Here is a 25,353-nt window from a genome sequence, read left to right as displayed (position 1 = left end):
AAATTCCTGGCCTCGCTCTTTATTGTTAGAAAGGATGGTTCAAATGCTCCAGCAATTAGTAAACGGTCTAATCTTGGGAAGTGTTTATGCACTCTTGGCCCTTGGTTATACCATGGTGTATGGAATTATCAAATTGATCAACTTTGCCCATGGGGATATCTACATGGTAGGTGCCTTTATGGGATATTTCTTATTGAATTCATTGAAAGTTAACTTCTTTGTAGCCTTGCTTCTAGCTATGGTTGGGACAGCTATTTTAGGGGTTGTGATTGAATACCTGGCTTATCGTCCGCTTCGTCATTCAACTCGGATTGCAGCCTTGATCACAGCCATCGGGGTTTCCTTCTTGCTCGAATATGGGATGGTCTTCTTTGTAGGGGCCAATACCCGTTCTTTCCCGCAAGTCATTGAAACCGTTCGTTACAATTTTGGTCCCATTTCAATCTCCAATATTCAGTTGATGATCTTGGGAGTGTCTATTTTCTTGATGGTCGCTCTTCAATTTATTATCCAAAAGACAAAGATGGGGAAAGCCATGCGTGCCGTTTCTGTTGATAGCGATGCCGCTCAATTGATGGGGATTAACGTCAACCGGACCATCAGCTTTACCTTTGCTTTAGGATCAGCCTTAGCGGGTGCTGGTGGTGTCTTGATCGGTTTGTATTACAACTCGATCGAACCTTTGATGGGGATGACACCAGGGATTAAAGCCTTTGTCGCAGCCGTTCTTGGAGGAATCGGAATCATTCCAGGTGCTGCTCTAGGTGGATTTGTCATCGGTTTGTTGGAAACCTTCGCTACAGCGATCGGTCTCTCAGATTTCCGTGATGCCATTGTGTATGCCATCTTGATTGTGATCTTGCTCATCCGTCCTGCAGGTATCCTCGGTAAAAATGTGAAAGAGAAGGTGTAAGCCATGAAACAAAATTTAAAAGTGAATTTAGTCTGGCTTGGTCTTTTGGTAGCAGGTTTTGCCTTGATCCAAGTCTTGGTTGCAGCAGGTGTCCTCAACCTCTTCTATATCCAAATTTTGGAACAAATCGGGATTAATATCATTCTTGCGGTTGGTTTGAACCTCATCGTTGGTTTTTCAGGTCAATTCTCGCTCGGACACGCTGGATTTATGGCGATTGGTGCCTATTCTGCAGCTATTCTCGGTTCTAAATCACCAACCTACGGCGCTTTTTTTGGCGCTATGGTTTTAGGAGCCTTGATCGCTGGTATCGTTGCCTTGATCGTTGGGGTACCAACCCTTCGGTTGAAAGGAGATTATCTGGCGATTGCAACACTTGGAGTTTCAGAAATCATCCGGATCTTGATCGTCAATGGTGGTACTCTAACAAATGGTGCCGCGGGGATCCTTGGTTTACCAGCTTTTACAACCTGGCAATTGGTATACATATTTGTTGTCATTACGACTATTTTTACCATCAACTTCTTACGCAGTCCAATTGGGCGTTCTACCCTTTCTGTTCGTGAAGATGAAATTGCCGCAGAATCTGTTGGGATCAATACGACCAAAGTTAAAGTCATTGCCTTTGTATTTGGTGCGATCACAGCGGCGATTGCTGGATCTCTTCAAGCCGGCTTTATCGGTTCTGTTGTTCCGAAAGATTACTCTTTCACCAATACCATTAATGTCTTGATCATTGTCGTTTTCGGTGGTTTGGGATCGATGTCAGGAACAGTTGTGGCAGCCATCGTCTTGGGGATTTTGAACATGGTGCTTCAAGACTTCTCAAGCATCCGTATGATCATTTACTCATTAGCCTTGATTCTCGTAATGATCTTCCGCCCAGGTGGTCTTCTTGGAACATGGGAATTTAGCTTGAAAAAATTACTCTCAAAAAAGGAGGCTAACTAATGGCACTTCTTGAAGTAAAAAATTTAACAAAAAACTTTGGTGGTTTGACAGCCGTTGGGGATGTGACCATGGAACTTAACGAAGGGGAATTGGTTGGTTTGATCGGACCCAACGGTGCCGGTAAAACAACCCTCTTCAACCTCCTAACAGGAGTGTATGAGCCAAGTGAAGGGACCATTACTTTAGATGGGCACCTTTTAAACGGGAAAGCCCCTTATAAAATCGCTGCTGGTGGTCTTGGACGGACTTTCCAAAATATTCGTCTCTTTAAAGATTTGAGTGTTTTGGACAATGTCTTGATTGCCTTTGCCAATCACCACAAACCACATGTTTTTGCTAGTCTTTTCCGTTTGCCAAGCTATTACAAAAATGAAGAAGCATTGAAAGTAAAAGCCCTCGAATTGTTAGCAATATTTGGTTTGGAAAAAGAAGCAGCTACCTTGGCCAAAAACTTAGCTTACGGTCAACAACGTCACTTGGAGATCGTTCGTGCCCTTGCTACAGAGCCAAAAATCCTCTTCTTGGATGAGCCTGCTGCAGGAATGAACCCTCAAGAAACTGCAGAATTAACCCAACTAATCCGTCGCATTCAAAAAGAATTTAATATTACGATCATGTTAATCGAGCACGATATGAGTTTGGTCATGGAGGTAACAGAGCGGATTTATGTATTGGAATATGGTCGTTTGATTGCCCATGGTACGCCAGATGAAATCAAGTCCAACAAACGTGTAATCGAAGCATATCTAGGAGGTGAAGCCTAATGTCTATGTTAAAAGTTGAAAATCTTTCTGTACACTATGGCATGATCCAGGCTGTCCGTGATGTCAGTTTCGAAGTCAATGAAGGGGAAGTTGTTTCCTTGATCGGTGCCAATGGCGCTGGGAAAACATCTATTCTTCGTACCATTTCAGGTTTGGTGCGTCCAAGTGCTGGGAAAATCGAGTTTTTGGGTCAGGAGATTCAAAAGGTTCCGGCTCAAAAAATTGTAGCTGCTGGGCTCTCTCAAGTTCCAGAAGGCCGCCACGTCTTTCCAGGCTTGACCGTTATGGAAAACTTGGAAATGGGAGCTTTCTTGAAGAAAGATCGAGAAGAAAATCAAGCGAACTTGAAGAAAGTCTTCTCACGTTTCCCACGTTTGGAAGAACGGAAGAACCAAGATGCAGCTACCCTATCTGGTGGGGAGCAACAAATGCTAGCAATGGGTCGTGCCCTCATGTCGACGCCAAAACTCTTGCTTCTGGATGAACCTTCCATGGGATTGGCCCCAATCTTTATCCAGGAAATCTTTGATATCATCCAAGATATTCAAAAACAAGGAACAACGGTTCTCTTGATTGAGCAAAATGCCAACAAGGCCCTTTCTATCGCAGACCGCGGTTATGTTTTGGAAACAGGGAAAGTCGTTCTGTCCGGAACAGGAAAAGAACTCTTAGCCTCAGAAGAAGTCCGCAAGGCCTACCTTGGTGGATAAGAGATAAAAAAGAGCCCAAGGGCTCTTTTTTAAAAATAGTTTATCTGCAATTAGAGAATTTAGTTTTCATAGGGATGAATGCAAGGATTATTAGGCAATTCTGAATTTTGAAAACAAGAGAAAACTGCTGAAAGCGTTTGAAATAGCACTAAAAATCAAGTATAATAAAACTAACAAAAGCATAGGAGAATGGTTATGGCTGTTAAAGATTTTATGACCCGTAAAGTAGTCTATATTAGTCCAGATACAACAATTGCTCATGCGGCAGATTTGATGCGGGAACAAGGTTTGCACCGTTTGCCGGTCATTGAAAATGATCAATTAGTTGGTTTGGTGACAGAAGGTACGATTGCAGAAGCGAGTCCATCAAAAGCAACGAGTCTTTCTATTTTTGAAATGAACTACCTGCTCAATAAAACCAAAGTTAAGGACGTCATGCTTCGTGATGTCATTACTGTCTCAAAATTTGCCAGCCTTGAAGATGCGACCTATCTCATGTATAAGAACAAGGTGGGGATTCTTCCGGTTGTAGACAATGAACAAGTTTCTGGTGTGATTACCGACCGTGATATTTTTCGTGCCTTCCTCGAAGTATCCGGTTATGGAGAAGAAGGAGTTCGTGTTCGTTTTGTGACAGAAGACAAAGTAGGCGTTCTTGAAAAAATCATCCATTTGATCGTAGAAGAAGGGTTGAATATCTCCAATACGGTCAATATCCCAACCAAGGATGATCGTGTGGTCATTGAAGTTCAAATTGACGGCATTACCGATACAGAAGTCATCAAGAAGAAATTTGAAGAAAATGGTATTGGTGTGGATGAAATTAGTCGCACATCTGCAAAAGCATTTTAAATAAACAAAGAGAGGCTGGGACAAAAGTCCTAGCCTCTCAATTGTCTTTGGATTATCGAGCAAGACGCAGTGGTTGAGTGGGCTCTACTACGCTGATTTCATCAGCTTTTACAGCCCTACTCAACTGTGCGGAGGTGGGACGACGAAATCGAATTCTATCGAATTACCGATTTCTGTCCCACTCTCTCTTTGTTTTAGCGAGCAATGGGTTGCTTGTTGGTATCCAATGTAAATCCTTCTCCTAGGATTTCGTGGGCTTCTGTAATGGTAATGAAGGCAAATGGATCAATTTTATTAATCAAGTCTTTCATTTGTTTCATTTCATTCCGAGAGACTACGCAGTAGATAATCTTCATTTCTTGTTGGCTATAATAGCCCATGCCGTTCATGAATGTGACCCCTCGGCCCAAATCAGTCGTGATTTGTTTGGCAATTTCATCCGGTTTAGAAGTCACCACGAGGAATCCTTTCCCTGCAAAGCCTCCTTCACCAACGATATCAATGACGACGGTGTCAATCAGGATAAAGAGGAGGGTGTAGGCTGCAATTCGGAAGTCCTTAAAGACGATCAAAACAGTTGTCAAGACGATGGCATCCACAATCAACATGAGGCGTCCCATAGAAAGTGTCGTGTACTTGTTAAAGATACGTGCGACAATATCGGTTCCACCTGTTGTTCCTCCAGCGTTGAAGATAATCCCCAGCCCAGTTCCAAGGATAACCCCTGATCCGATACAGGCTAGGAGGATGTCTCCGTCAAGAGCAGTGAAGACTGCATTTTGAAGATGATGACTTCCAGGAATCAGCTCGAAGATGGCCATCCAAGTAGAGACCGAAAAAGTTCCAATCAAACTGAGATAGAGGGATCGGAGACCCAGTAGTTTCCAGGCCAGGAAAAAGAGGGGAATATTAATGGCCAAGTTCATGACTGAAACTGGAATTTTAAAGAGGTAGTAGGTGATCAGGGTAATCCCTGTAGCCCCTCCCTCATAAAAGTGGAATGGAATCACGAGGAAAAAGATTCCAAAAGAAAAAATGCCAGCCCCAAAAATAATGGTTAGAATATTTTTTACCTTAAACATGCTCGTTCTCCTATTCATTTTTCACCATACATTTTACCAAAAAAAATGAAAAATAGGAAATAATTTTCATCAATTTTCACGAATTCGGACAGGATTTTTACCCCTATTTTTGGTAAAATAAAAAGAAGTGATGCATGCTAGAGAAATGAGTATAGAAAGTTAAGATAAGAGAATGAAACAGGGAACATTAATTTCAATTGAAGGCCCAGAAGGTGCAGGAAAATCCTCCGTTTTAGAAGCCTTGTTACCACGCTTGGAAAAGGCAGGGATTACCTATATTACCACACGGGAGCCAGGGGGCGTCGAAATAGCAGAAAAAATACGCGAGGTCATTCTAGATCCATCTCATACGGAAATGGATCCCAAGACAGAATTGCTTCTTTATATCGCCAGTCGTCGCCAACACTTGGCAGAACGTGTCCTTCCAGCTTTGAAAGCAGGGAAGCTAGTCATTATGGATCGTTTTATCGACAGTTCAGTAGCTTACCAAGGCTTTGGCCGTGGATTAGCAGTAACGGATATTGAATGGTTGAACCAGTTTGCGACTGATGGTCTCAAGCCAAACCGGACCTTCTATTTTGACATTGATGTTGAAGAAGGATTGGCTCGGATTGCTAAGAGCTCTAGCCGTGAAGTCAATCGCTTGGATCTAGAAGGGCTTAGTCTCCATCAGAAAGTTCGCCAAGGTTATCTGGCCATCCTCGAAAAAGAACCACAACGGGTGGTGAAAATTGATGCCAGTCAACCTTTTGATAAGGTGGTCGAAGATACTTGGGTTCTAGTCAAAGAAGTCTTGGAGATCAGTGAATGAAGGTAGAACAAGTGCAAAAACTTCAACCTCAGCTAGTAGATCGCTTCCAAGCTATTATAGAACAAGACCGCTTGAGCCACGCCTATCTCTTTACAGGAGATTTTGGCAGTTTTGAGATGGCCCAGCTTTTGTCCCAAAGTCTCTTTTGTACGGATAAGAAGGGTGTTTGGCCCTGTGGGACTTGTCGGGCTTGTCGCTTGATTGAAGAGGATGAATTCTCAGATGTAACGGTTGTCCGACCGGTCAATCAAATCATTAAAACAGATCGGATTCGAGATTTGATCCAGCATTTTTCTCAGTCAGGCTACGAAGGATCCAAGCAAGTCTTTATCATTTGTGATGCAGACCGGATGCATGTCAATGCAGCCAATTCCCTCCTCAAGGTGATTGAAGAACCTCAGAGTGAAGTTCATATCTTTCTGCTGACAGCAGATGAGCAACTGGTTCTCCCGACCATTAAAAGTCGGGCGCAGCAGGTCCATTTTCCGAAAAACCAGGATTTCCTAAAAGAGTATCTCCTTCAGGAAGGTCTCTTGCTTCAACAAGCAGATTTGTTAGCCAACTTTAGTCAAGGTTTCCAAGAGGCCCAAATTCTCGCTGAGAATACATCCTTTTTCGATCTGGCGAGAGAGTGTGAGCGTTTCGTCGCAGCTTGTCTAAAAGCAGATCCGCATGTCTACTTACTGGTCTCTCGCTTGATTCAAGAGACGGATGATAAAGAAAAGCAGGCCCAAGCCTTTCGCTTGCTAGAATTGCTCTTTGCGCGCTCCATCAGTCTGTCCCTAGGAAGAGACTATCTAGAAAAATTAGTCTTAGCTAAGCAGATGTGGGAACACAATGTGAGTTTTCAAAATGCTCTTGAGTATATGCTTCTGCAGTTGAAAAATAGAAGGTAAAGAGATGAATAAAAAAGAATTATTTGATGCTTTGGATGGCTTCTCCCAGGAATTGCTGGTTACATTAGCAGAGGTTGAAGCTATTAAGAAAAATCTCAAACTCATTGTCGAGGAAAACACTGCTCTCCGTCTTGAAAATGATAAATTGAGAGAACGCTTAGGAGAAGTGGAGAAAAGTAGCTCTCCTAAATTCCATCGCAATGGTCGTGAAAATTTACAAAGAATTTACAATGACGGATTTCATGTTTGTACAGATTCCTATGGTCAACGCCGTGAAAATGATGAAGAGTGTATTTTCTGTGATGAATTGTTATTTAGGGAGTAAGCATGCAGATTCAACGAAGTTTTAAAGGGGATAAAGCGACAGGGACTCTCTTTTTAGTGCCAACTCCAATTGGCAATCGGGATGACATGAGCTACCGCATGATCCAAACCTTAAAAGAGGTAGATTTGATCGCAGCGGAAGATACCCGTAATACAGGACTCTTGCTCAAGCATTTTGAGATTGCGACACCGCAAACCAGCTTTCACGAGCACAATGCTATGGAGAAAATCCCTGATTTGCTAGCTCATTTAGAGTCTGGAAAGGACCTGGCCCAGGTTTCGGATGCAGGACTGCCTAGTATTTCGGATCCAGGTCACGACCTGGTCAAGGCAGCCATTGAGCGAGAAATCCCTGTTGTGGCAGTTCCTGGCCCGAGCGCCGGCATTACCGGCCTAATTGCCAGTGGCTTGGCACCCCAGCCCCATATCTTTTATGGTTTTCTTCCACGAAAGGAAGGGCAGCAAAAGGCTTTTTTTCAAGAAAAGCTAGCCTATCCTGAGACTCAGATTTTTTATGAGTCCCCGCACCGGGTTCGTGCGACGCTTGAAAATATGCTGGCAGTTTATGGGGATCGTCCAGTTGTGCTGGTCCGAGAACTGACCAAGATCTATGAAGAGTACACGCGAGGGACCATCGCAGAGTTAGTGGCTTACCTAGAGGAAAATCCCCTCAAGGGGGAGTGCCTTCTAATTGTGGAGGGGGCCAGTGAGCAGGAGCCAGATCTAGAAGAAGTGGATCTGATCCGAGAGATTGATATACTGGTCCAGTCTGGCATGAAAAAGAACCAGGCAATTAAACAGGTTGCCAAACAATTTGGGCTACAAAAGAGTGATCTCTATGCCCGTTACCACCAAGAGGAAGAAAAAGGAGAGTCTGATGGAAATTAGAATGGCCTATCCCAATGAAATCAATCGGATTATGGAAATCATCCAAGATGGCAAGGACAGCTTAGCTGCAGCTGGCGTGGATCAATGGCAGGATGGTTATCCGGATCAAGAAATCATTTTTGAGGATATCCTAGAAAGCCGTGGTTATGTAGCTGTAGAGAATCAAGAAGTCGTTGCCTATGCTGCTCTCTATAAGGGAAATGAAGCTGCTTATAATGACATTTATGACGGAAAATGGGAACATGATAACTATCTCTATATCAGTTTCCACCGGATCGCTGTTGCCAAAGAAGCTGCTGGACGAGGCGTAGCCCAAACCTTCCTTCAAGGCTTGATCGAAGGAGAGAAAGGCCCAGACTTTCGCTGTGATACCCATCCTGACAACAAGGTCATGCAACATCTTTTAGAGAAGTTAGGCTTCCATTACTGTGGAAAGGTTCCAATTGATGGTGTCCGTCTCGCTTATCAGAAGATTAAACGGAAGGCAGAGACCAGCCTTTTCCAAGTGATCAGTGAAGACGATCGCTGGGACTACCGTGCAGAACAGTCTCAAAATGACTAGGTTCTATCGGCAACTCTATCAGAGTCCCTTGGGACCTCTATCTGTTGTGGTGGATGAGGAAAGTCTAGTTGGGATCTGGTTTTGTGACCAAGCCAATTGTGAGCAGGGGCTTGAGCATATCGAAGAAGCTTGTCAGCCACTTCATGGAGCTGTCTTTGAATGGCTGGATCGATACTTTATGGGGGAAAATCCTTCCATGCCCTTTCCCCTATCTCCTCAAGGGACAGACTTTCAACAAAGAGTCTGGACCTACCTAGCTCAGATTCCCTATGGGGAGAGTCGGACTTATGGAGAGATCGCCCGGACCTTGTCTTGCAGATCGGCTCAAGCCATCGGTCAAGCAGTAGGTCGGAATCCCTTACTCCTCCTCATCCCATGTCATCGGGTGCTGGGGACGGAGAAAAAGTTGACTGGCTATGCTGCTGGTCTAGATCGCAAACGTTGGCTGTTGCAACATGAGGCCATATCTTGGAAAGAATAAGGAGAAAAGATGTTATCATTTATTGAATACCCAAAATGTTCGACCTGCCGCAAGGCGAAATCGGAGTTAACGAGCTTAGGTTGCGAGTTTGATAGCCAAGACATCGTGGTAGACACACCGACCAGTGAACAACTACAAACCTGGATCAAGGAGTCTTCCCTACCAATCAAATCCTTCTTTAACACTAGTGGGATGAAGTATCGGGAGTTGGGCTTGAAAGACAAGGTGGATCAGCTTTCGGTAGAAGAAGCGGCAGACCTTTTAGCTAGCGATGGCATGCTGATCAAACGCCCTCTCTTAGTGAAGGACGGAAAAGTTGTTCAAGTGGGCTACCGGAAACCATATGCGGACTTAGGTTTGTAAGAGAAAAGGGAGTTGGACTCCCTTTTAATTTTGTCTTGAAGATGATATAATCATACGAGTGAAATCAATGAAAGAGAGTCAATCATGAGTATTTTAGAGGTGAAAAATTTAAGCCACGGCTTTGGAGACCGGGCTATTTTTGAGGATGTGTCCTTCCGCTTGTTAAAGGGAGAGCATATCGGATTGGTAGGGGCCAATGGTGAAGGGAAATCCACCTTCATGAGCATCGTGACGGGCAAGATGCAACCTGATGAAGGGAAGGTCGAGTGGTCTAAGTATGTGACCGCTGGCTATCTGGACCAGCATGCTGTCCTAAAAGAAGGGCAAACGGTACGCGATGTTTTACGGACAGCTTTCGACGAGCTCTTTAAAGCAGAGGCTCGCATCAATGACCTCTATATGGAAATGGCTGAAGATGGAGCGGATATGGATGCTCTGATGGAAGAAGTCGGAGAGCTCCAGGATCGGTTAGAAAGTCGGGATTTCTATACCTTGGATGCCAAGATCGATGAGGTGGCGCGTGCTCTTGGGGTCATGGACTTTGGCATGGAGACGGATGTGACGGCTCTTTCAGGTGGGCAGCGGACCAAGGTCCTCTTGGCCAAACTCTTGCTAGAAAAACCTGATATCTTGCTACTAGATGAGCCAACTAACTACTTGGATGCGGAGCACATCGATTGGCTCAAGCGCTACTTGCAGAATTATGAAAATGCCTTTGTCCTTATTTCCCACGATATTCCTTTCTTGAATGATGTAATCAACATCGTCTACCATGTGGAAAATCAACAGTTGACCCGCTATTCTGGGGACTATTACCAATTCCTCGAAGTCTATGAAATGAAGAAATCGCAATTGGAAGCGGCTTATGAGCGCCAACAAAAAGAGATTGCTGACCTCAAAGATTTCGTAGCCCGCAATAAGGCGCGTGTGGCGACACGGAATATGGCCATGTCTCGTCAGAAGAAGCTGGACAAGATGGAACTCATTGAGTTGCAAAGTGAGAAACCAAAGCCATCCTTTGAATTTAAAAATGCCCGGACTCCTGGACGCTTTATTTTCCAAGCCAAGGATCTCCAGATTGGCTATGACCGTCCTTTGACCAAGCCTTTGAACCTAACCTTTGAGCGCAATCAAAAGGTAGCCATCATCGGAGCTAACGGGATCGGGAAAACCACTCTCTTAAAGAGCTTGTTGGGAATCATCCCACCAATTGCTGGAGAAGTAGAGCGGGGAGATTACCTCGAACTAGGCTATTTTGAGCAAGAGGTCGAAGGGGGCAATCGTCAGACACCGCTAGAGGCAGTCTGGAATGCCTTTCCAGCTCTCAACCAAGCAGAAGTCCGTGCAGCCCTTGCTCGCTGTGGTTTGACCACTAAACACATCGAGAGCCAAATTCAGGTGCTATCCGGTGGGGAGCAAGCCAAGGTGCGTTTCTGTCTTTTGATGAACCGTGAAAACAATGTCTTGGTACTGGACGAGCCGACCAACCACTTGGATGTGGATGCCAAGGATGAATTGAAACGGGCCCTTAAAGAATACAAAGGATCGATCCTCATGGTTTGCCACGAGCCAGACTTCTATGAAGGCTGGATGGACCAAATCTGGGACTTTAATGAATTGACGTAAACACAAAAAGAGAACCGTGCGGTTCTCTTTTGCTTATTTCTTGAAATCGTAGTCTTTTACGATTTCCATTTTTTCAATTTTGACATCTTCTTTTGGTTTGTCTTTGTCGTCCGTTTCAACTTCGGCAATTTTGTCGACTACATCCATGCCGTCGATGACTTGTCCAAAGACAGTGTAGTTCCCACCATCAAGGGTAGGGTTTCCACCATTCTTATAGGCTTCGATGATTTTAGCAGGGAAGCGCTCAGTTGGAAGCTTGCTGGACCAGTCTTCTTTATTTTGGTTAATATAGAATTGGCTACCATTTGTATTTGGACCGGAATTGGCCATGGCTAAAGCACCACGAAGATTGTAGAGGTAAGGAGAGTATTCATTTTCAAAGCCTGCTCCTGAATCTTTAGAGCTATCTTTTCCTTTCCAAATGGACTCACCACCTGTACCATCTCCTTTAGGATCTCCTGTTTGGATCATAAAGTTATTAATCACGCGGTGGAAGAGGAGGCCATTATAATAGCCATCCTTAGCGTGGGTTAAGAAATTCTCAACGGCTAAAGGTGCGTATTTCGGAAAGAGCTTAACGGTAATGTCCCCTTTGTTGGTCGTGATTTTCACGACAGCTTCATCTTCAGCAACTTCGTTGGAGAGCTGAGGAAAGACCGCATTTTCATTGGTCATCGCATCTTGGATATCCTTACGAAGCTGATCTAATTTCTTTTGTTCACTAGCATCTACGCTAGAAGTAGTTGATTGCTTAGTTTCTGAAGCCGAGCTAGAGGATGTCTTTGTATCTGATTGATTAGAGCCACATCCTGCCAAAGCTAAACCGGAAAATACAAGTAGGGCAATTAATTTTTTCATATTAATCCTTTCAACACATTAGTCTACCCTCTATTGTACCTTAATTTTCCATTTGATTCAAATCTATCCTTTGGATGAGGCGATATTCAGCTTGCGGGCCTATGAAAAATGAGGTATGATGGGAGGTAACTTGTTTTGTTGGAAAATGAACGAATTCCTAAAATAAAACAAATCATGGATAGGAGGCTAAATGATGGATTATAAAACTCTACGCAAAAACTATAGACTCTATATTAGATCTGCAGGCGTCTTGGCAATGCTTTTGATTATTTGCATTGGGTTCGTGGTCAGAGATACCCTTCTTCAGACTGCTGGCCTCTTATTGGTCCTTGCAGGCTTGTTTTTATTTATCTACTTGCTTAAGAAGAGCTACACCAACAAGTGCAACACCTTGCTCCATGTAGACTTAGATTTAGCTTTTTGGCAGCAATACCTTCAGTTGAACAAGAATGTGAAAAAGCCCATTTTACAGATAGATATGAAGCTGACATCAGTCGCTTATTCTTTTATGATGGGAGATTTCGATATTGTCATAAAAGAAGCTAGAGAAGCACTCAGTCAGAAGGAACTACCGCAAAAATATAAGAACTTTTTTGAGAGTTATCTCATGCGATCAATCGTCCTAACAGATCCTGATTTGTCTAGAGAGGAGCTAGAGGCTCAGTTAAATGGATTTACCATTACAGACCCTACACTAGCTGAGAAAACAAGAAAGGTCTGTCTCGCTCTTTATGATTTAACCATTGCCCACCAAAGCAATGACTATTTCGAAGATTTAAGCAATGATTTCAAATACCAGCAGTTAGAGATTATCTACTACCAAGCCTTGAATGCTACTCTTAAAGGCGATAAGTCTAGAGCGGAAGAGCTCTTTCGCAAGTTAGTTTCAGAAGATGAGTCGCTCTATATCGTTCAAAAGGCGCAACAATACTTGAAGGATGAGGACAACCGTGTATCTCCTTTCCAGTCGAAATAGGGATCAAGAGAGATTTAGACGAACTATAATGACTGTCTAGTCGTTAAAAAGAGGATGTTGAAAATGAAAAAATGGAAAATTGTAGCTTTACTTCTAATATCGATTCTATCTATCTCTATGATAGTCTATAAGAAAAACTTAGACCTTCAAAAAAATGAACATAAAATTAAATGGGAAAAGTATGATGCAGGATCGATCAAAGAATTACACTATCTAGATGAAGAGAAACGAATAATTTCCTTTCGAGGCTCTGAAGATTTCACTTCCCTTAATGGATGGGCATCAATTGGTGATCGTTATTTAGTTTTAGGAACACGGACTGCAAGTAATGAAGGAATAGACGAGGAACCCAAAAAAGGTTGGACTTGGCATGCGATTGTTTATGATTTAGATTATCTAGATAAGAAACCTGAAAAGGTTGATCTCTACCAAGTTGTTAAGAATTATGATAAAAACTTTTATTTGTTATTTCAAGGAAATATAGTTATTGAGGATGAAAAGGAATATTTATTGTTGACACTCCAACAATATGAAAAAAAGAACAGAATCACCGTTAAAATGGACTTGGATTCCAATAAAATAGTGGGCGAAACGACAGAGAAATTACTCAAAAGCAATTACCCCACTAGTCATAACTTAACATCACTTGGAGACGCCATTAATAATAGTAATGTATATAACCGAAATGATTTCTTTATCTTCTCTTATCCGTATTGTGACTGTATCAACTTTGAAAAGGACTACTCTAAGTTTATTCAGTTAGGAAAGGCTAATAAAGAAGATAAGATGGTGGTAGCATTTCGGAAGAGAAAAATATCCGTAGAAGAATCCTACCAAATGCTTAGGCATTGGTTTGCGCCACTTGGTCAAAATAAATTAGAAGTGATTGGAACATATGAAAGTAATGATGGGGAGAAGCAAACTAAAGTATTGGAGACTTATCAAGAGTTTGCCGAATGGACTCATCTTGAAAGAGATTGGTAAGGATACAGTCTATTTTTTAAAAAAAGAAAGATGAAAAGGATGACAACTATTTCAGATATACTAGAAAAATTTTATGCAGATCACGAGGTGAAACCTTATATTTCGCTTGAGAGAGACTTGGAAGCTTGGTTGTTGGATCCAAAGCTTGTTTCTAAACGAAACATGGAGTTGCTCCAAGATGGCTTACTTGCCGGGGATAACATTCTCTTGTGGCGGATCCATTTTGGAACATTTACGACGGAGACTTGGTTTCCTAAGTACTTCGAATACACTTATGGGATTCATGCGCCGGAACATTTGAAGGTTTTGGTAGATAAGGGGTATGCTGTTATCGAATCCGCTTTTGATTCGCTGGACCATATCAATGCGACCATGAAAAAAGCCATTCTTAAAAAGATGGGAGTCGCGGGCTTGTCCAAAATGAAAGCAGCCGATTTGAACCAAGCTTTAGCGAATCACTTTACCGAAGAAGAGTTGGCACAAGAGTTCACAGTTCGGGGCTATCAGTTGACGGAAAAAGGAAAACAAGCGTTGAAAGAGCATCAAGCCATCAACGACCACCACCCAAAGAAAAATCTATAAGTAACAGTACCTGTGAGGTACTGTTTTTTGTTGTTTATGTCGTAGATGAGAGAAAAGGATTTTACTAGAGAACTAGTCTAGAAATGTGGTATAATAAAGGTTATGGCAAACAATAATCAATCAAAAAAAACACGGTCGACAAGACGACTGTCTAAAGCAGAAATAGAAAGAAAAAAAGCAATTCGCCGAATGATCATGACGATTGTCTTAACTCTCGTCTTCATTTTCGCCTTTTTACGATTAGGGGCCTTAGGCTTAGTGACCTACAACCTTATCCGTCTCTTGGTAGGTAGTCTGGCTTACGTAGCGATGACGGCTGTTATTGTCTACCTCTTCTTTTTCAAATGGATTGAGAAGCATGAGGGGACCTTGTCTGGCTTTTTAAGTCTTTTTGCAGGCTTGCTACTGATCTATCAAGCTTACTTTGTCTCCCTCTTGAAACTTGAAGGCTCTTCTTTCGGGCCAACCTTCTCACGTATCTTAGGGGACCTCGTGCACCTTCGCGTCTCTTCTTTTGCAGGAGGAGGACTACTAGGAGCAATCTTATATACGCCGATTGCCTTCTTGCTCTCGAACATCGGGACTTATTTCATTGGAGGACTCTTGATCGTATTAGGACTTCTCTTGATGAGTTCTTATTCGGTTTATGATTTGTATGAGCAGGCTGTCGCAGCTTTTCACTCCTTTATGGAAAAACGGGAAATTCGTCGCCAAGAGCGCTTTGTCGAGCGTGAAGAGAAGAAGGCCCTTCAAGCAGAAGCAGAGGAGGCTGCCCGCATCGATCTACTTGCAGAAGCTAGTCCCATGAGTACAGAAGGCTATCCTGTAGATCTTGAGACAGGTGAGGTCATAGAACCTGTAATCGAAGCAGAAGCGCCTGCAGAGGAGACTTACCCTCAAATTTATCTACCAAATGAAGAGGAAGGCTATTCGGAAGAATGGTCGGATGACTACCCAGAAGAGATGGAGGAAGTCGCAGAAGAGGAGGATATGGATGAAGAAGTCACTGTAGACTTCACGCCTAAGGAACTCCTTCAATACAAACTTCCAACGATTGATCTCTTCGCACCTGACAAGCCGAAAAATCAATCCAAAGAGAAAAACATCGTTCGCCAGAACATCCGCATTTTGGAAGAGACCTTTGCAAGCTTTAACATCAAGGCGACAGTGGAACGGGCGGAAATCGGTCCTTCTGTTACCAAGTATGAAGTCAAGCCAGCTGTCGGTGTGCGGGTCAACCGCATCTCCAACCTAGCAGATGATTTGGCCTTAGCCCTAGCTGCCAAGGATGTACGGATTGAAGCACCGATTCCAGGGAAGTCTCTGGTCGGAATCGAAGTGCCCAACTCAGAGATTGCGACGGTTTCCTTCCGTGAATTGTGGGAGCAGTCCAAGACAGACCCAGCCAAACTCCTTGAGATTCCTCTTGGGAAGGCTGTAGATGGCTCGGCTCGGACCTTTGATTTGGCTCGGATGCCCCACCTCTTGGTAGCGGGGTCTACCGGATCTGGTAAGTCAGTAGCGGTCAATGGCATCATTTCGAGTATCTTGATGAAGGCTCGTCCGGACGAAGTCAAGTTTATGATGGTCGATCCAAAGATGGTGGAGCTTTCTGTCTACAATGATATTCCTCACCTTTTGATTCCAGTGGTGACCAACCCACGCAAGGCCAGTCGTGCCCTGCAGAAGGTTGTTGATGAGATGGAAAATCGCTACGAGCTCTTCTCGAAAGTAGGCGCTCGCAATATTGCTGGCTTTAATGCCAAGGTGGCTGAGTACAATGCCCAGTCTGAGATGAAGCAAGTGCCCCTTCCATTGATTGTGGTCATTGTCGATGAGTTGGCAGACTTGATGATGGTCGCAAGTAAAGAAGTGGAAGATGCTATTATTCGCCTCGGACAGAAGGCGCGTGCAGCAGGGATCCACATGATTTTGGCGACCCAACGGCCATCGGTTGACGTTATCTCAGGTTTGATCAAGGCCAATGTGCCTTCTCGTGTCGCTTTTGCGGTATCATCCGGGACCGACTCACGGACCATCTTGGATGAAAATGGAGCAGAGAAATTGCTCGGTCGTGGGGACATGCTCTTTAAACCGATTGATGAAAATCATCCGATCCGTCTACAAGGATCCTTTATCTCAGATGATGATGTGGAGCGGATTGTCAACTTCGTCAAAGAACAAGCTGAAGCGGATTATGATGATGCCTTCGATCCAGGTGAAGTATCTGAGTCAGACTTTGATGGAGGTATGGGTGGCTCAGACGAAGGCGATCCTCTCTTTGAAGAGGCAAAGGCGCTCGTGATTGAAACTCAAAAAGCCAGTGCTTCCATGATTCAGCGCCGCTTATCGGTTGGTTTTAACCGGGCCACTCGCCTCATGGAAGACTTGGAAGCGGCAGGTGTCATTGGACCAGCTGAAGGAACCAAGCCAAGAAAGGTCTTGCAGACCAATTAGTCTTTCTTTAGATGAAGAAGGAATGAGATATTTGACAATAGCAAAAACCTGCCTGTACAAGGGGCAGGTTTTGTTTACGATAAAAAAAGAAAAGGACAGCAGATGCATCTCGATACCAATCACCACATTGCCATTATTGGCCACGATTATGATAAAACCAGAGAATTTTATGTAGACAAGTTAGGCTTTGAACCTTTAGACAAACACCATCGACCAGAAAAGCAGGATATTCTCTTTAATATTCGAAAGGGAAACCTGACCTTGGAAATATTTATCAAACCAGCTGCCCCAAAAAGACCCTTTCTCCCTCATCCAGAGCATACCGGTCTCCGTCATCTGGCTTTTAAAGTGGAAGATGTTCAAGCCTGTCTAGCAGAGTTTGACCAATTAGGAATCCCTCATACAGAACTACGGGTGGATGATTTTGATGGGCGCAAAATGGCTTTCTTCTTTGATCCAGATGGCTTGCCTCTTGAACTTCACGAATAGGTCTACACAATCTTCGGTCTCTAGTCTCAAGCCAGAAGACATTCTTTTTGCTAAACTAGATACAGAAAAAAGAAAGAAGAAAATATGGAAGAGAAGCGATATAGCGGGCTAACGAATGAGCAAGTCCAAAGCAGAATTAGAGAAGGCAAACAAAATCGAGTAACCATCACGGCTGAAAAGTCGACCAGAGAGATTATTTATTCAAATGTCTTTACCTATTTTAACCTGGTTTTTGGTATTCTAGCTATCTTATTGATACTAGTACGGTCTTGGAACAATATGTTATTTGTTCCCATTGTGGTCGTTAACTCCTTGATTGGGATTGTTCAAGAATTGCGGTCTCGGCGGATTTTGAATAAGATGCGCCTCCTTCAAGTGGAGAAAGCTCGAGTGATTCGTGAAGGAGAACGGCTGGATCTTCCTGTCGACCAGGTGGTAGAGGGGGATGTCGTCTTGTTCCAAGCAGGGGATCAGATCTATGCGGATGCCAAGGTTCTGGATGGCTCGATCATGGTCGATGAGTCTCAATTAACAGGTGAAGCAGATGAAATCCCTAAAGGTGAGAATCAGAAACTCATGTCAGGAAGTTTTGTTATCTCAGGTCAAGCAGTTGCCGTCTTGGAACAAGTAGGAGATGCGTCTTATATTAATCAGCTGAGTCTATCTGCTAAGAAAGTCAGGGGACACGAAGAATCCGAAATGGTTCATGCTGTGGATGGTCTCGTCCGAATGATCGGAATGATTCTCATCCCGATTGGCTTGCTCTTGTTCTTGCAGAGCTATCTAGGAAATCAAGACTCCCTCAAAGTTAGCATTACCTCTATGGTTGGTGCCATCATTGGGATGATCCCAGAAGGACTCTACCTCTTAATGACCCTGGCCTTGGTGCTTGGAGCAACCCGTTTAGCCCTTCAAAAGGTCCTACTCAATAGTATGAAGGGGATTGAAACCCTATCCCGTATCGACGTCCTTTGTCTAGACAAGACGGGAACCATTACCGAACACAGGATGCAGGTGAGTGAGCTCCTCCCCTTGGCACTAGATGAAAAAGAAGGCAAAAAAATATTAAGTCACTATCTCCAGGCCAGTGAGGATCAGAATGATACCATCACGGCCATTCGGCAGTTTCACTCAGTCCAAACAAGTGAAGTTTGGACCGTTCAAGACCGTCTTCCTTTTTCATCCAAGAAGAAATTTGGAGGCCTTCAGTTCCAAGAAGGTATTTACCTACTAGGGGCACCGGATGTTTTGCTTCGAGATGATCTCGATGCTTACCAAGAAGTCTGGCAGCGAGAGATTGAACGAGGGGCGCGTGTCCTTATTTTGGGGCATTACCAGGGGGAGCAATTGATGGAAGTATTAGAAGCTCCAGTCCTTCCCCTCCTAGCCTTGATCTTGGAGAATCCTGTACGATCGACTGCACCTGAAACCTTTGCTTATTTCCAAAAACAAGGGGTGACCATCAAGGTTATTTCAGGGGATCATCCTTTGACAGTTGCCGCCGTAGCTCAAAAAGCAGGTATTCCTGATGCAGATCAAGTGGTCGATGCTAGTCAGCTCAAGACATATGAGGAGGTAGTAGATGCAGCACGGACCTACACAGTCTTTGGCCGGGTTAGTCCAGAACAAAAACAAATCCTCGTAGAGAGCTTGCAGGCGGATGGTCATAAGGTTGGGATGACAGGGGATGGGGTCAATGACATTCTCGCTATGAAAAAGGCAGATTGTAGTATTGCCATGAATTCGGGCCACGATGCGACCAAAAAGGTGGCCCAGGTTGTGCTTTTAGATTCGGACTTCTCTCACATGCCTTCGATTGTGGATGAAGGTCGCCGAGTTGTCAACAATATTCAGCGTTCGGCGAGTCTCTTTTTGGTCAAGAATATCTTTTCAATATTATTGGCTATCTTGGCTATTCTCTTTGCTTTCACTTATCCCATTCAGGCTTCTCAGATGTCCTTGATCAGTGGATTTACCATCGGAATCCCCGGTTTCTTACTGGCCTTGGAGAAGAATCGTGCCCGGATAGAAGGAGACTTTATTGAAACCGTGATAGAGCAAGCTCTTCCAGCTGCCTTGACCAATCTCATATCGGTCCTTTTTCTTGTGGTTCTGGGTCCTTTCCTTGGATTAAGTCAGGGAGATATTTCGACCATCTCGATTTACCTGCTGGCTTTGATTGGCTTTACAAAAGTATACCAACTCAGCCTTCCCTTCAATCATGTAAAATTGGGCATCATCCTTCTTAATGTAACTGGATTTTGTCTGTCGGTCTTTGTATTTTCTTCCATTTTTAATCTCAGCCACCTTCATCTGACTGGCTGGATCTTGACTCTTGTCCTAGGACTGGTCATGGAAGGAGTTTTATGGGTGATGAATCGTCTTGTCTATACCTTGGTGACCCATCTGCATAAGTCCAGAAACAAATAAAAAAACGGTATTAGCTAAATCATCTTGGATCTAGTTAATACCGTTATTTTATTATTAAAATCAGATAAAGAGGCTAATCGTCATAATGAGGTAAAGGAAAAAGGTAATGAGAAAGCCTGCGCGCCAAAAGTACTTGAAAAATTTCGGATAGTAAAAGCTACGTCTCTTTTTCAAGAAATAGATAGTCAAGCCGATAGCTAAGAGGGACAAAGCTAATAACAATTGCGGCAACAAATTATGATAGTAGGCCGCATCTGAAATCAAATAGTATTCAAGCGCGAACAGAGGAAAAGCCAGATCGGCAAAATTCCAACCATATCGACGCAGTTTAAAGACTCGAATAATAATCCCACTGAGAATCAGGGTCAAAAAAATAAATACAAGGGAAGCAACTTTTATTAACATACCTCCATTTTATCACAAAAGTAAAAAAAGTGTGATGGAAATGAAATTTTTTCTTGCATTCGGAAGAAAATAGTGTATAATAGAAAGGTATGCGCAGAGCATACTTGTGGGAGGTAAAAATCTGTAATTACCGCCAAAACCACAAAGGAGGATTTAAGAAATGGCTAAAAAAGTCGAAAAACTTGTAAAATTGCAAATCCCTGCTGGTAAAGCTACTCCAGCTCCACCGGTTGGACCAGCACTTGGTCAAGCAGGTATCAACATCATGGGATTCACTAAAGAGTTTAACGCTCGTACAGCTGACCAAGCTGGTATGATTATCCCAGTTGTGATCACTGTTTATGAAGACAAATCATTTGATTTCGTTACAAAAACACCACCAGCTGCTGTTCTTTTGAAAAAAGCTGCAGGTGTTGAAAAAGGATCAGGTACACCTAACAAAACGAAAGTTGCAACAGTTACTCGTGCGCAAGTACAAGAAATTGCTGAAACTAAGATGCCAGATTTGAACGCTGCAAACATTGAGTCTGCAATGCGTATGATCGAAGGTACTGCTCGTTCTATGGGATTCACTGTTACTGACTAATTGTAACAATCCTATTTGCCCGCAATACACTTGATCATGAGACGAGTGACGTGGGAGATGAAAATCGATATGACCACATTACAAGGAGAAAGATAAAATGGCTAAAAAAAGCAAACAACTTCGTGCTGCTCTTGAAAAAATCGACAGCACAAAAGCATACAGCGTAGAAGAAGCTGTAGCTCTTGCAAAAGAAACTAACTTTGCAAAATTTGACGCAACTGTAGAAGTTGCTTACAACTTGAACATCGACGTGAAAAAAGCTGACCAACAAATCCGTGGTGCAATGGTATTGCCAAACGGAACTGGTAAAACTGCTCGCGTTCTTGTATTTGCACGTGGTGCAAAAGCTGAAGAAGCAAAAGCTGCTGGTGCAGACTTCGTAGGTGAAGATGACCTTGTTGCGAAAATCAACGATGGTTGGTTGGACTTCGACGTTGTTATCGCTACACCTGACATGATGGCTCTTGTTGGACGTCTTGGACGTGTCCTTGGACCACGTAACTTGATGCCAAACCCTAAAACTGGTACTGTAACAATGGATGTTGCTAAAGCAGTTGAAGAGTCTAAAGGTGGTAAAATCACTTACCGTGCTGACCGTGCAGGTATCGTACAAGCGATCATCGGTAAGGTGTCATTTGACGCTGACAAATTGGTTGAAAACTTCAAAGCTTTCAACGATGTTATCCAAAAAGCAAAACCAGCTACAGCTAAAGGTACTTACGTAACTAGCTTGACTTTGACTACAACTCAAGGTCCTGGTATCAAAGTGGATGTTAACTCACTTTAATTAGAAATCAAAGCTACCTTCGGGTAGCTTTTTTGTTCGTTTGAATGGTTTCAGAACGCTATTTCCTGATGATAAACTTGATAAACATTAAAACGCTTGCATAAGTACAGGAAAAGGGTATAATATAGTTGAAAAACTAAAAAAAGGAGAATCAAATGATTTTTAAACGTTCAAACGGAGAATTCCGTGAAACTGATCGAGTGACTCGTTTCAAGTTGATCAAGTCAGGTAAGAACTGGTTGCGTGCAGCCACTTCAAACTTTGGTTTGCTCAAAGTGATCCGAGGTCAAGTCGAAGAGACGGTTGTTGCTGAGGTGCGTGAAGATGCTGTTTCTGCTAAGAGCCGTCACCTCTTAAAAGGGATTGTAGTGGCAGCAGCAGTTCTAAGTGCTACTACAGTTGCAAATACTACGTTTGCGGATGAAGTAGGAAACGAAGTAGTTTCTTCCTCTACAGCAGTGAGTGCTCCAGTCGTTTCACCTGAAGCAGCTCCATTAATTGAAGAAGGTTCGAAAGAAGTCTCAGTCCCTCAAAATGAAACTGCTACAGAAACAAAAGCTCAAGCAGCAAGTTCATCCCAAGTGGTCGAAAGTGCTGTAGCATCAGATGATAAAGCAATCTTGGAACAAAATGCTTCTGAAGCAGCTTTATTGAATCAAATAGCAGAAAAATATGCTTCCAACCATCAAAATGAAGAGCAGAAAGCTGCTATCAAAGAGGCTGTTGCAAAAGTTCAAGCTGAATTGCCAACAAAAGAAGCTTCGAGCAATTCTGAAGTAAAACCACAATCATATGCTGAACAACGAGAACGCTTGAACAAGTCAGTAGATGATATGATGGCAACCTTGAAGGATGCAGGTTTCAATGGGAATACAACTGTTAATGGTGCACCAGCAATCTCTGCTCAGTTAGATGCGCTTTCAACTTCAAACACCTTGACTGCCCCATCAGTTACTCCAACAATGGAGGATCCAAACGGTGCTTCCATTAATGACCCAGCATGGAACAATACAACTTATCAATTGGATCCAAATGCTGATCGCTATACCTATTCTATTTGGGATCTTCAAAACTGGCAAGGTCCGGCAAATCAAGGTGGCGTTACCTATAGCAATGGTGGCTATTATGTAACCTTCTCAGTAGATCGTTCTGCTGTCGGAACAACTCAGACACCAACTGTTCATGCTCGTTTGGTTGAAAAAGCTACTGGTAAAGAAGTCGAAACCTTGGATTTGACTGCCAAGTCAACTTTCCAATTTAAGACCTTGGTGAACGAAAATCCTACTTATGCCCCTCAATTTGATTATACTGCTGGGGAATCTTCGCAAATCCTAGGAACTTGGACCAATAACCGTGAAGCTGGTCCAACTTCTGATGATAAATATAAACACCACATTCTTCAAATTCGTGATACGACTAAACCAGGAAATGTTGGGGAAACAAAACCGAATGTTCAAACAGTTATCCCAACTGAAAAAGTAACCCATACCACCTACTATAAAGTAGAGGGTACGAATAAAGAGTTGGCTTCATACAGCCAGACAGGTATTGAAAGCCAAGACTACAAGGCCTCTAATCCGCGTGAGTTTGAAGGCTACGAGTTTGTACGTACGGATGCTGAAAAGGATATGACCGGTTCTCTGGGTGGTGTCGGAGCTAAATACTTGGAACTCCAAGGTGGACGTGCTCACTACTACGTCAAACGGATTGTAGAGCAAGTCGATAAAGATGGAACATCTGTTGTTAAATTATATGCTTTAGACCCATCAAAAGTGGCATCGTATAATCCATCAACAGATGTTAATACGCTTGATTTAACCAACTATACATTGTTGTATACTTCAGATCCGGTTAAGCCAGGAGGTAAGCCAACACCATCTGGAACAAAAGATGCATTAACTGATTTGGGATATGTTGATAGTAAGGATGGACAATACCATCTTCGTGTACAAACATATACGGATGGTGGAAATGGAAATGTGCGTTTGAGTGGTTGGTACAATAAGGCTACTGGGGATGCCTTTACAGCCTCACCACAGTTCTCAGCAGATGTCGATCCGGTTCGAAATAATACTTCCAACATCATTGGTGGGAACACACCAGGGGATAAGGCTTCTGGCTACCCATCATTCTTTAATAACTATTCTCTTCCATCCATTAAAGAAATTTCTACAGATGTAACGCACTATTACCGCAAATCAGATGTTACTGGTAATGTTTACGTTCATTATAAGGATACTGAGGGTAATGAGCTGAAAACTTCCGTCACAGATGAAGCGGCGCAACCAATTAATAAGGCCTACGATACAGTCGTGGACAACCGTCCGCAAACAATCGAAAAAGATAGCAAGACTTATGAATTGGTCCCAGCGGGTACCTACACAGTCGGTGAAGTAGATGATGAGGGTCACCTCAAGTCTTCTGATCCTACAACTGGTCTAGTTACTAAAGAAGATAAGAATGTTACCTACATCTATAAGCTCAAAGAAGAGCCTAAAGGTAATGTCTATGTACACTATGTGGATACAGAAGGCAAGACCATCAAGTCAGATGTGACCGACGAAGACGCTCAACCAGTGGATAAAGACTACGACACAGTGGTAGACAACCGTCCACAAGAGATTGCATTCGAAGGCAAGACTTATGAATTAGTCTCAGCTGGCACTTACACAGTCGGAGAAGTGGATGACCAAGGTCACCTTAAGTCAACCGACCCAACAACCGGTAAGGTCATCGAAGGCGATAAGAATGTGACATATGTTTACAAGCTTAAAGAAGAGCCTAAGGGTAACGTCTATGTACACTATGTGGATACAGAAGGCAAGACCATCAAGTCAGATGTGACCGACGAAGACGCTCAACCGGTGGATAAGGACTACGACACAGTGGTAGACAACCGCCCACAAGAGATTGCATTCGAAGGCAAGACTTATGAATTGGTACCTGCAGGTAACTACAAAGTCGGTGAAGTGGATGACCAAGGTCACCTCAAGTCAACCGACGCTACTACAGGTAAAGTGATCGAAGGCGATAAGAATGTAACGTATGTATACAAACTGAAGGAAGAACCTAAGGGTAACGTCTATGTACACTATGTGGATACAGAAGGCAAGACCATCAAGTCAGATGTGACCGATGAAGATCAACAACCAGTAGACAAAGACTACGATACAGTTGTAGACAACCGTCCACAAGAGATTGCATTCGAAGGCAAGACCTATGAATTGGTTCCAGCAGGAAACTACACAGTCGGTGAAGTAGATGACCAAGGTCACCTTAAATCTACCGATCCTACAACAGGCAAAGTGATTGAAGGCGATAAGAATGTAACGTATGTGTACAAACTAAAAGAAACACCAACAGAACCTAAGGGTAACGTCTATGTACACTATGTGGATACAGAAGGTAAGACCATCAAGTCAGATGTAACCGATGAAGACCAACAACCAGTAGACAAAGACTACGATACAGTTGTAGATAACCGTCCACAAGAGATTGCATTCGAAGGCAAGACTTATGAATTGGTTCCAGCAGGAAACTACACAGTTGGTGAAGTGGATGACCAAGGTCACCTTA

General features: G+C 43.2%; 25 protein-coding genes. 22 read left to right on the top strand and 3 right to left on the bottom strand.

Going from position 1 to position 25,353, the window contains the following annotated elements:
- Nucleotides 1-43: 43 nt before the first annotated feature.
- From EAI95_RS04810 to EAI95_RS04790, 5 genes are all read left to right on the top strand, one after another.
- Nucleotides 44-913: a branched-chain amino acid ABC transporter permease gene (locus tag EAI95_RS04810; protein WP_009731472.1), complete on the top strand. Its 870-nt coding sequence runs from the start codon at nucleotides 44-46 to the stop codon at nucleotides 911-913.
- 3 nt (nucleotides 914-916) lie between these two features.
- Nucleotides 917-1,864 carry a branched-chain amino acid ABC transporter permease gene (locus tag EAI95_RS04805; RefSeq protein WP_023024038.1) on the top strand — a complete coding sequence of 316 codons (948 nt, stop codon included), beginning with the start codon at nucleotides 917-919 and terminating at the stop codon, nucleotides 1,862-1,864.
- A complete protein-coding gene (locus tag EAI95_RS04800) occupies nucleotides 1,864-2,628 on the top strand; it encodes an ABC transporter ATP-binding protein (RefSeq protein WP_120701718.1) in 765 nt (254 codons plus the stop codon). The genes EAI95_RS04805 and EAI95_RS04800 overlap by 1 nt, the downstream gene beginning before the upstream one ends.
- Nucleotides 2,628-3,338: an ABC transporter ATP-binding protein gene (locus tag EAI95_RS04795; RefSeq protein ID WP_120701719.1), complete on the top strand. Its 711-nt coding sequence runs from the start codon at nucleotides 2,628-2,630 to the stop codon at nucleotides 3,336-3,338. Before EAI95_RS04800 ends, EAI95_RS04795 begins: the two co-directional genes overlap by 1 nt.
- 195 nt (nucleotides 3,339-3,533) lie before the next feature.
- Entirely contained in the window at nucleotides 3,534-4,190 is a 657-nt protein-coding gene (locus tag EAI95_RS04790; RefSeq protein WP_129822368.1) for a CBS domain-containing protein, read from the top strand.
- Between the two features lie 194 nt (nucleotides 4,191-4,384).
- On the opposite strand, the gene EAI95_RS04785 is transcribed toward EAI95_RS04790, so the two are convergent.
- Nucleotides 4,385-5,272, bottom strand: a complete 888-nt coding sequence (locus tag EAI95_RS04785; RefSeq protein WP_129822367.1) for a YitT family protein — start codon at nucleotides 5,270-5,272, stop codon at nucleotides 4,385-4,387.
- Between the two features lie 172 nt (nucleotides 5,273-5,444).
- Between EAI95_RS04785 and tmk the strand changes: the two genes are divergently transcribed.
- The 8 genes from tmk to EAI95_RS04745 all read left to right on the top strand — a co-directional run bounded on the left by tmk (nucleotide 5,445) and on the right by EAI95_RS04745 (nucleotide 11,223).
- On the top strand, nucleotides 5,445-6,083 hold the full coding sequence (tmk, locus tag EAI95_RS04780) for a dTMP kinase (RefSeq protein ID WP_129822366.1): 639 nt from the start codon (nucleotides 5,445-5,447) through the stop codon (nucleotides 6,081-6,083).
- Nucleotides 6,080-6,979, top strand: coding sequence for a DNA polymerase III subunit delta' (locus EAI95_RS04775; protein ID WP_129822365.1), 900 nt, complete (start codon nucleotides 6,080-6,082; stop codon nucleotides 6,977-6,979). The genes tmk and EAI95_RS04775 overlap by 4 nt, the downstream gene beginning before the upstream one ends.
- 4 nt (nucleotides 6,980-6,983) lie before the next feature.
- Nucleotides 6,984-7,304, top strand: coding sequence for a DNA replication initiation control protein YabA (yabA, locus tag EAI95_RS04770; protein WP_129822364.1), 321 nt, complete (start codon nucleotides 6,984-6,986; stop codon nucleotides 7,302-7,304).
- A 2-nt stretch (nucleotides 7,305-7,306) separates the two neighbouring features.
- Entirely contained in the window at nucleotides 7,307-8,191 is an 885-nt protein-coding gene (rsmI, locus tag EAI95_RS04765; protein WP_129822363.1) for a 16S rRNA (cytidine(1402)-2'-O)-methyltransferase, read from the top strand.
- Nucleotides 8,181-8,753, top strand: coding sequence for a GNAT family N-acetyltransferase (locus tag EAI95_RS04760; protein WP_048689681.1), 573 nt, complete (start codon nucleotides 8,181-8,183; stop codon nucleotides 8,751-8,753). The genes rsmI and EAI95_RS04760 overlap by 11 nt, the downstream gene beginning before the upstream one ends.
- Nucleotides 8,746-9,234, top strand: coding sequence for a methylated-DNA--[protein]-cysteine S-methyltransferase (locus EAI95_RS04755; protein WP_129822362.1), 489 nt, complete (start codon nucleotides 8,746-8,748; stop codon nucleotides 9,232-9,234). Before EAI95_RS04760 ends, EAI95_RS04755 begins: the two co-directional genes overlap by 8 nt.
- 9 nt (nucleotides 9,235-9,243) lie before the next feature.
- On the top strand, nucleotides 9,244-9,597 hold the full coding sequence (locus EAI95_RS04750) for an arsenate reductase family protein (protein WP_048689675.1): 354 nt from the start codon (nucleotides 9,244-9,246) through the stop codon (nucleotides 9,595-9,597).
- Between the two features lie 84 nt (nucleotides 9,598-9,681).
- Complete coding sequence (locus EAI95_RS04745) at nucleotides 9,682-11,223, top strand: ABC-F family ATP-binding cassette domain-containing protein (protein WP_048689672.1); 1,542 nt, start codon at nucleotides 9,682-9,684, stop codon at nucleotides 11,221-11,223.
- A 33-nt stretch (nucleotides 11,224-11,256) separates the two neighbouring features.
- On the opposite strand, the gene EAI95_RS04740 is transcribed toward EAI95_RS04745, so the two are convergent.
- Complete coding sequence (locus EAI95_RS04740; RefSeq protein WP_126404655.1) at nucleotides 11,257-12,081, bottom strand: peptidylprolyl isomerase; 825 nt, start codon at nucleotides 12,079-12,081, stop codon at nucleotides 11,257-11,259.
- Nucleotides 12,082-12,274: 193 nt separating this feature from the next.
- On the opposite strand from EAI95_RS04740, the gene EAI95_RS04735 reads away from it, so the two are divergent.
- From EAI95_RS04735 to EAI95_RS04710, 6 genes are all read left to right on the top strand, one after another.
- Nucleotides 12,275-13,057 carry a hypothetical protein gene (locus tag EAI95_RS04735; RefSeq protein ID WP_173018616.1) on the top strand — a complete coding sequence of 261 codons (783 nt, stop codon included), beginning with the start codon at nucleotides 12,275-12,277 and terminating at the stop codon, nucleotides 13,055-13,057.
- 63 nt (nucleotides 13,058-13,120) lie between these two features.
- Complete coding sequence (locus EAI95_RS04730; RefSeq protein ID WP_129822361.1) at nucleotides 13,121-14,041, top strand: hypothetical protein; 921 nt, start codon at nucleotides 13,121-13,123, stop codon at nucleotides 14,039-14,041.
- Between the two features lie 39 nt (nucleotides 14,042-14,080).
- A complete protein-coding gene (locus EAI95_RS04725; RefSeq protein ID WP_238662891.1) occupies nucleotides 14,081-14,623 on the top strand; it encodes a hypothetical protein in 543 nt (180 codons plus the stop codon).
- 102 nt (nucleotides 14,624-14,725) lie between these two features.
- Nucleotides 14,726-17,080 (top strand): DNA translocase FtsK, encoded by a 2,355-nt coding sequence (locus EAI95_RS04720; RefSeq protein ID WP_129822359.1) that lies wholly within the window; start codon nucleotides 14,726-14,728, stop codon nucleotides 17,078-17,080.
- 102 nt (nucleotides 17,081-17,182) lie between these two features.
- Nucleotides 17,183-17,569 (top strand): VOC family protein, encoded by a 387-nt coding sequence (locus tag EAI95_RS04715; RefSeq protein ID WP_129822358.1) that lies wholly within the window; start codon nucleotides 17,183-17,185, stop codon nucleotides 17,567-17,569.
- Between the two features lie 84 nt (nucleotides 17,570-17,653).
- Nucleotides 17,654-19,999: an HAD-IC family P-type ATPase gene (locus EAI95_RS04710; RefSeq protein WP_129822357.1), complete on the top strand. Its 2,346-nt coding sequence runs from the start codon at nucleotides 17,654-17,656 to the stop codon at nucleotides 19,997-19,999.
- 60 nt (nucleotides 20,000-20,059) lie between these two features.
- Here EAI95_RS04710 and EAI95_RS04705 read toward each other — a convergent pair whose 3' ends face one another.
- Nucleotides 20,060-20,404 carry a DUF3397 family protein gene (locus tag EAI95_RS04705; protein ID WP_006595849.1) on the bottom strand — a complete coding sequence of 115 codons (345 nt, stop codon included), beginning with the start codon at nucleotides 20,402-20,404 and terminating at the stop codon, nucleotides 20,060-20,062.
- Nucleotides 20,405-20,564: 160 nt separating this feature from the next.
- Between EAI95_RS04705 and rplK the strand changes: the two genes are divergently transcribed.
- The 3 genes from rplK to EAI95_RS04690 form a co-directional block, all read left to right on the top strand.
- Nucleotides 20,565-20,990, top strand: a complete 426-nt coding sequence (rplK, locus tag EAI95_RS04700; RefSeq protein WP_006595850.1) for a 50S ribosomal protein L11 — start codon at nucleotides 20,565-20,567, stop codon at nucleotides 20,988-20,990.
- A gap of 97 nt (nucleotides 20,991-21,087) precedes the next feature.
- Nucleotides 21,088-21,777: a 50S ribosomal protein L1 gene (rplA, locus tag EAI95_RS04695; RefSeq protein WP_006595851.1), complete on the top strand. Its 690-nt coding sequence runs from the start codon at nucleotides 21,088-21,090 to the stop codon at nucleotides 21,775-21,777.
- A gap of 155 nt (nucleotides 21,778-21,932) precedes the next feature.
- The coding region (locus EAI95_RS04690; protein ID WP_129822356.1) for an accessory Sec-dependent serine-rich glycoprotein adhesin at nucleotides 21,933-25,353 on the top strand (3,421 nt) is incomplete at its 3' end.

Source organism: Streptococcus sp. bf_0095 (assembly GCF_004166885.1).
GTDB lineage: Bacteria > Bacillota > Bacilli > Lactobacillales > Streptococcaceae > Streptococcus.
The sequence above is the reverse complement of the archived record's forward strand: the minus strand, read 5'-3'. Positions and strand labels throughout refer to the sequence as shown.

Bases quoted from the DNA above. Each gene is read 5' to 3' on its own strand.
- EAI95_RS04810 (WP_009731472.1), top strand. From the start codon at position 44: ATGCTCCAGCAATTAGTAAACGGTCTAATCTTGGGAAGTGTTTATGCA.
- EAI95_RS04805 (WP_023024038.1), top strand. From the start codon at position 917: ATGAAACAAAATTTAAAAGTGAATTTAGTCTGGCTTGGTCTTTTGGTA.
- EAI95_RS04800 (WP_120701718.1), top strand. From the start codon at position 1,864: ATGGCACTTCTTGAAGTAAAAAATTTAACAAAAAACTTTGGTGGTTTG.
- EAI95_RS04795 (WP_120701719.1), top strand. From the start codon at position 2,628: ATGTCTATGTTAAAAGTTGAAAATCTTTCTGTACACTATGGCATGATC.
- EAI95_RS04790 (WP_129822368.1), top strand. From the start codon at position 3,534: ATGGCTGTTAAAGATTTTATGACCCGTAAAGTAGTCTATATTAGTCCA.
- EAI95_RS04785 (WP_129822367.1), bottom strand. From the start codon at position 5,272: ATGTTTAAGGTAAAAAATATTCTAACCATTATTTTTGGGGCTGGCATT.
- tmk (WP_129822366.1), top strand. From the start codon at position 5,445: ATGAAACAGGGAACATTAATTTCAATTGAAGGCCCAGAAGGTGCAGGA.
- EAI95_RS04775 (WP_129822365.1), top strand. From the start codon at position 6,080: ATGAAGGTAGAACAAGTGCAAAAACTTCAACCTCAGCTAGTAGATCGC.
- yabA (WP_129822364.1), top strand. From the start codon at position 6,984: ATGAATAAAAAAGAATTATTTGATGCTTTGGATGGCTTCTCCCAGGAA.
- rsmI (WP_129822363.1), top strand. From the start codon at position 7,307: ATGCAGATTCAACGAAGTTTTAAAGGGGATAAAGCGACAGGGACTCTC.
- EAI95_RS04760 (WP_048689681.1), top strand. From the start codon at position 8,181: ATGGAAATTAGAATGGCCTATCCCAATGAAATCAATCGGATTATGGAA.
- EAI95_RS04755 (WP_129822362.1), top strand. From the start codon at position 8,746: ATGACTAGGTTCTATCGGCAACTCTATCAGAGTCCCTTGGGACCTCTA.
- EAI95_RS04750 (WP_048689675.1), top strand. From the start codon at position 9,244: ATGTTATCATTTATTGAATACCCAAAATGTTCGACCTGCCGCAAGGCG.
- EAI95_RS04745 (WP_048689672.1), top strand. From the start codon at position 9,682: ATGAGTATTTTAGAGGTGAAAAATTTAAGCCACGGCTTTGGAGACCGG.
- EAI95_RS04740 (WP_126404655.1), bottom strand. From the start codon at position 12,081: ATGAAAAAATTAATTGCCCTACTTGTATTTTCCGGTTTAGCTTTGGCA.
- EAI95_RS04735 (WP_173018616.1), top strand. From the start codon at position 12,275: ATGGATTATAAAACTCTACGCAAAAACTATAGACTCTATATTAGATCT.
- EAI95_RS04730 (WP_129822361.1), top strand. From the start codon at position 13,121: ATGAAAAAATGGAAAATTGTAGCTTTACTTCTAATATCGATTCTATCT.
- EAI95_RS04725 (WP_238662891.1), top strand. From the start codon at position 14,081: ATGACAACTATTTCAGATATACTAGAAAAATTTTATGCAGATCACGAG.
- EAI95_RS04720 (WP_129822359.1), top strand. From the start codon at position 14,726: ATGGCAAACAATAATCAATCAAAAAAAACACGGTCGACAAGACGACTG.
- EAI95_RS04715 (WP_129822358.1), top strand. From the start codon at position 17,183: ATGCATCTCGATACCAATCACCACATTGCCATTATTGGCCACGATTAT.
- EAI95_RS04710 (WP_129822357.1), top strand. From the start codon at position 17,654: ATGGAAGAGAAGCGATATAGCGGGCTAACGAATGAGCAAGTCCAAAGC.
- EAI95_RS04705 (WP_006595849.1), bottom strand. From the start codon at position 20,404: ATGTTAATAAAAGTTGCTTCCCTTGTATTTATTTTTTTGACCCTGATT.
- rplK (WP_006595850.1), top strand. From the start codon at position 20,565: ATGGCTAAAAAAGTCGAAAAACTTGTAAAATTGCAAATCCCTGCTGGT.
- rplA (WP_006595851.1), top strand. From the start codon at position 21,088: ATGGCTAAAAAAAGCAAACAACTTCGTGCTGCTCTTGAAAAAATCGAC.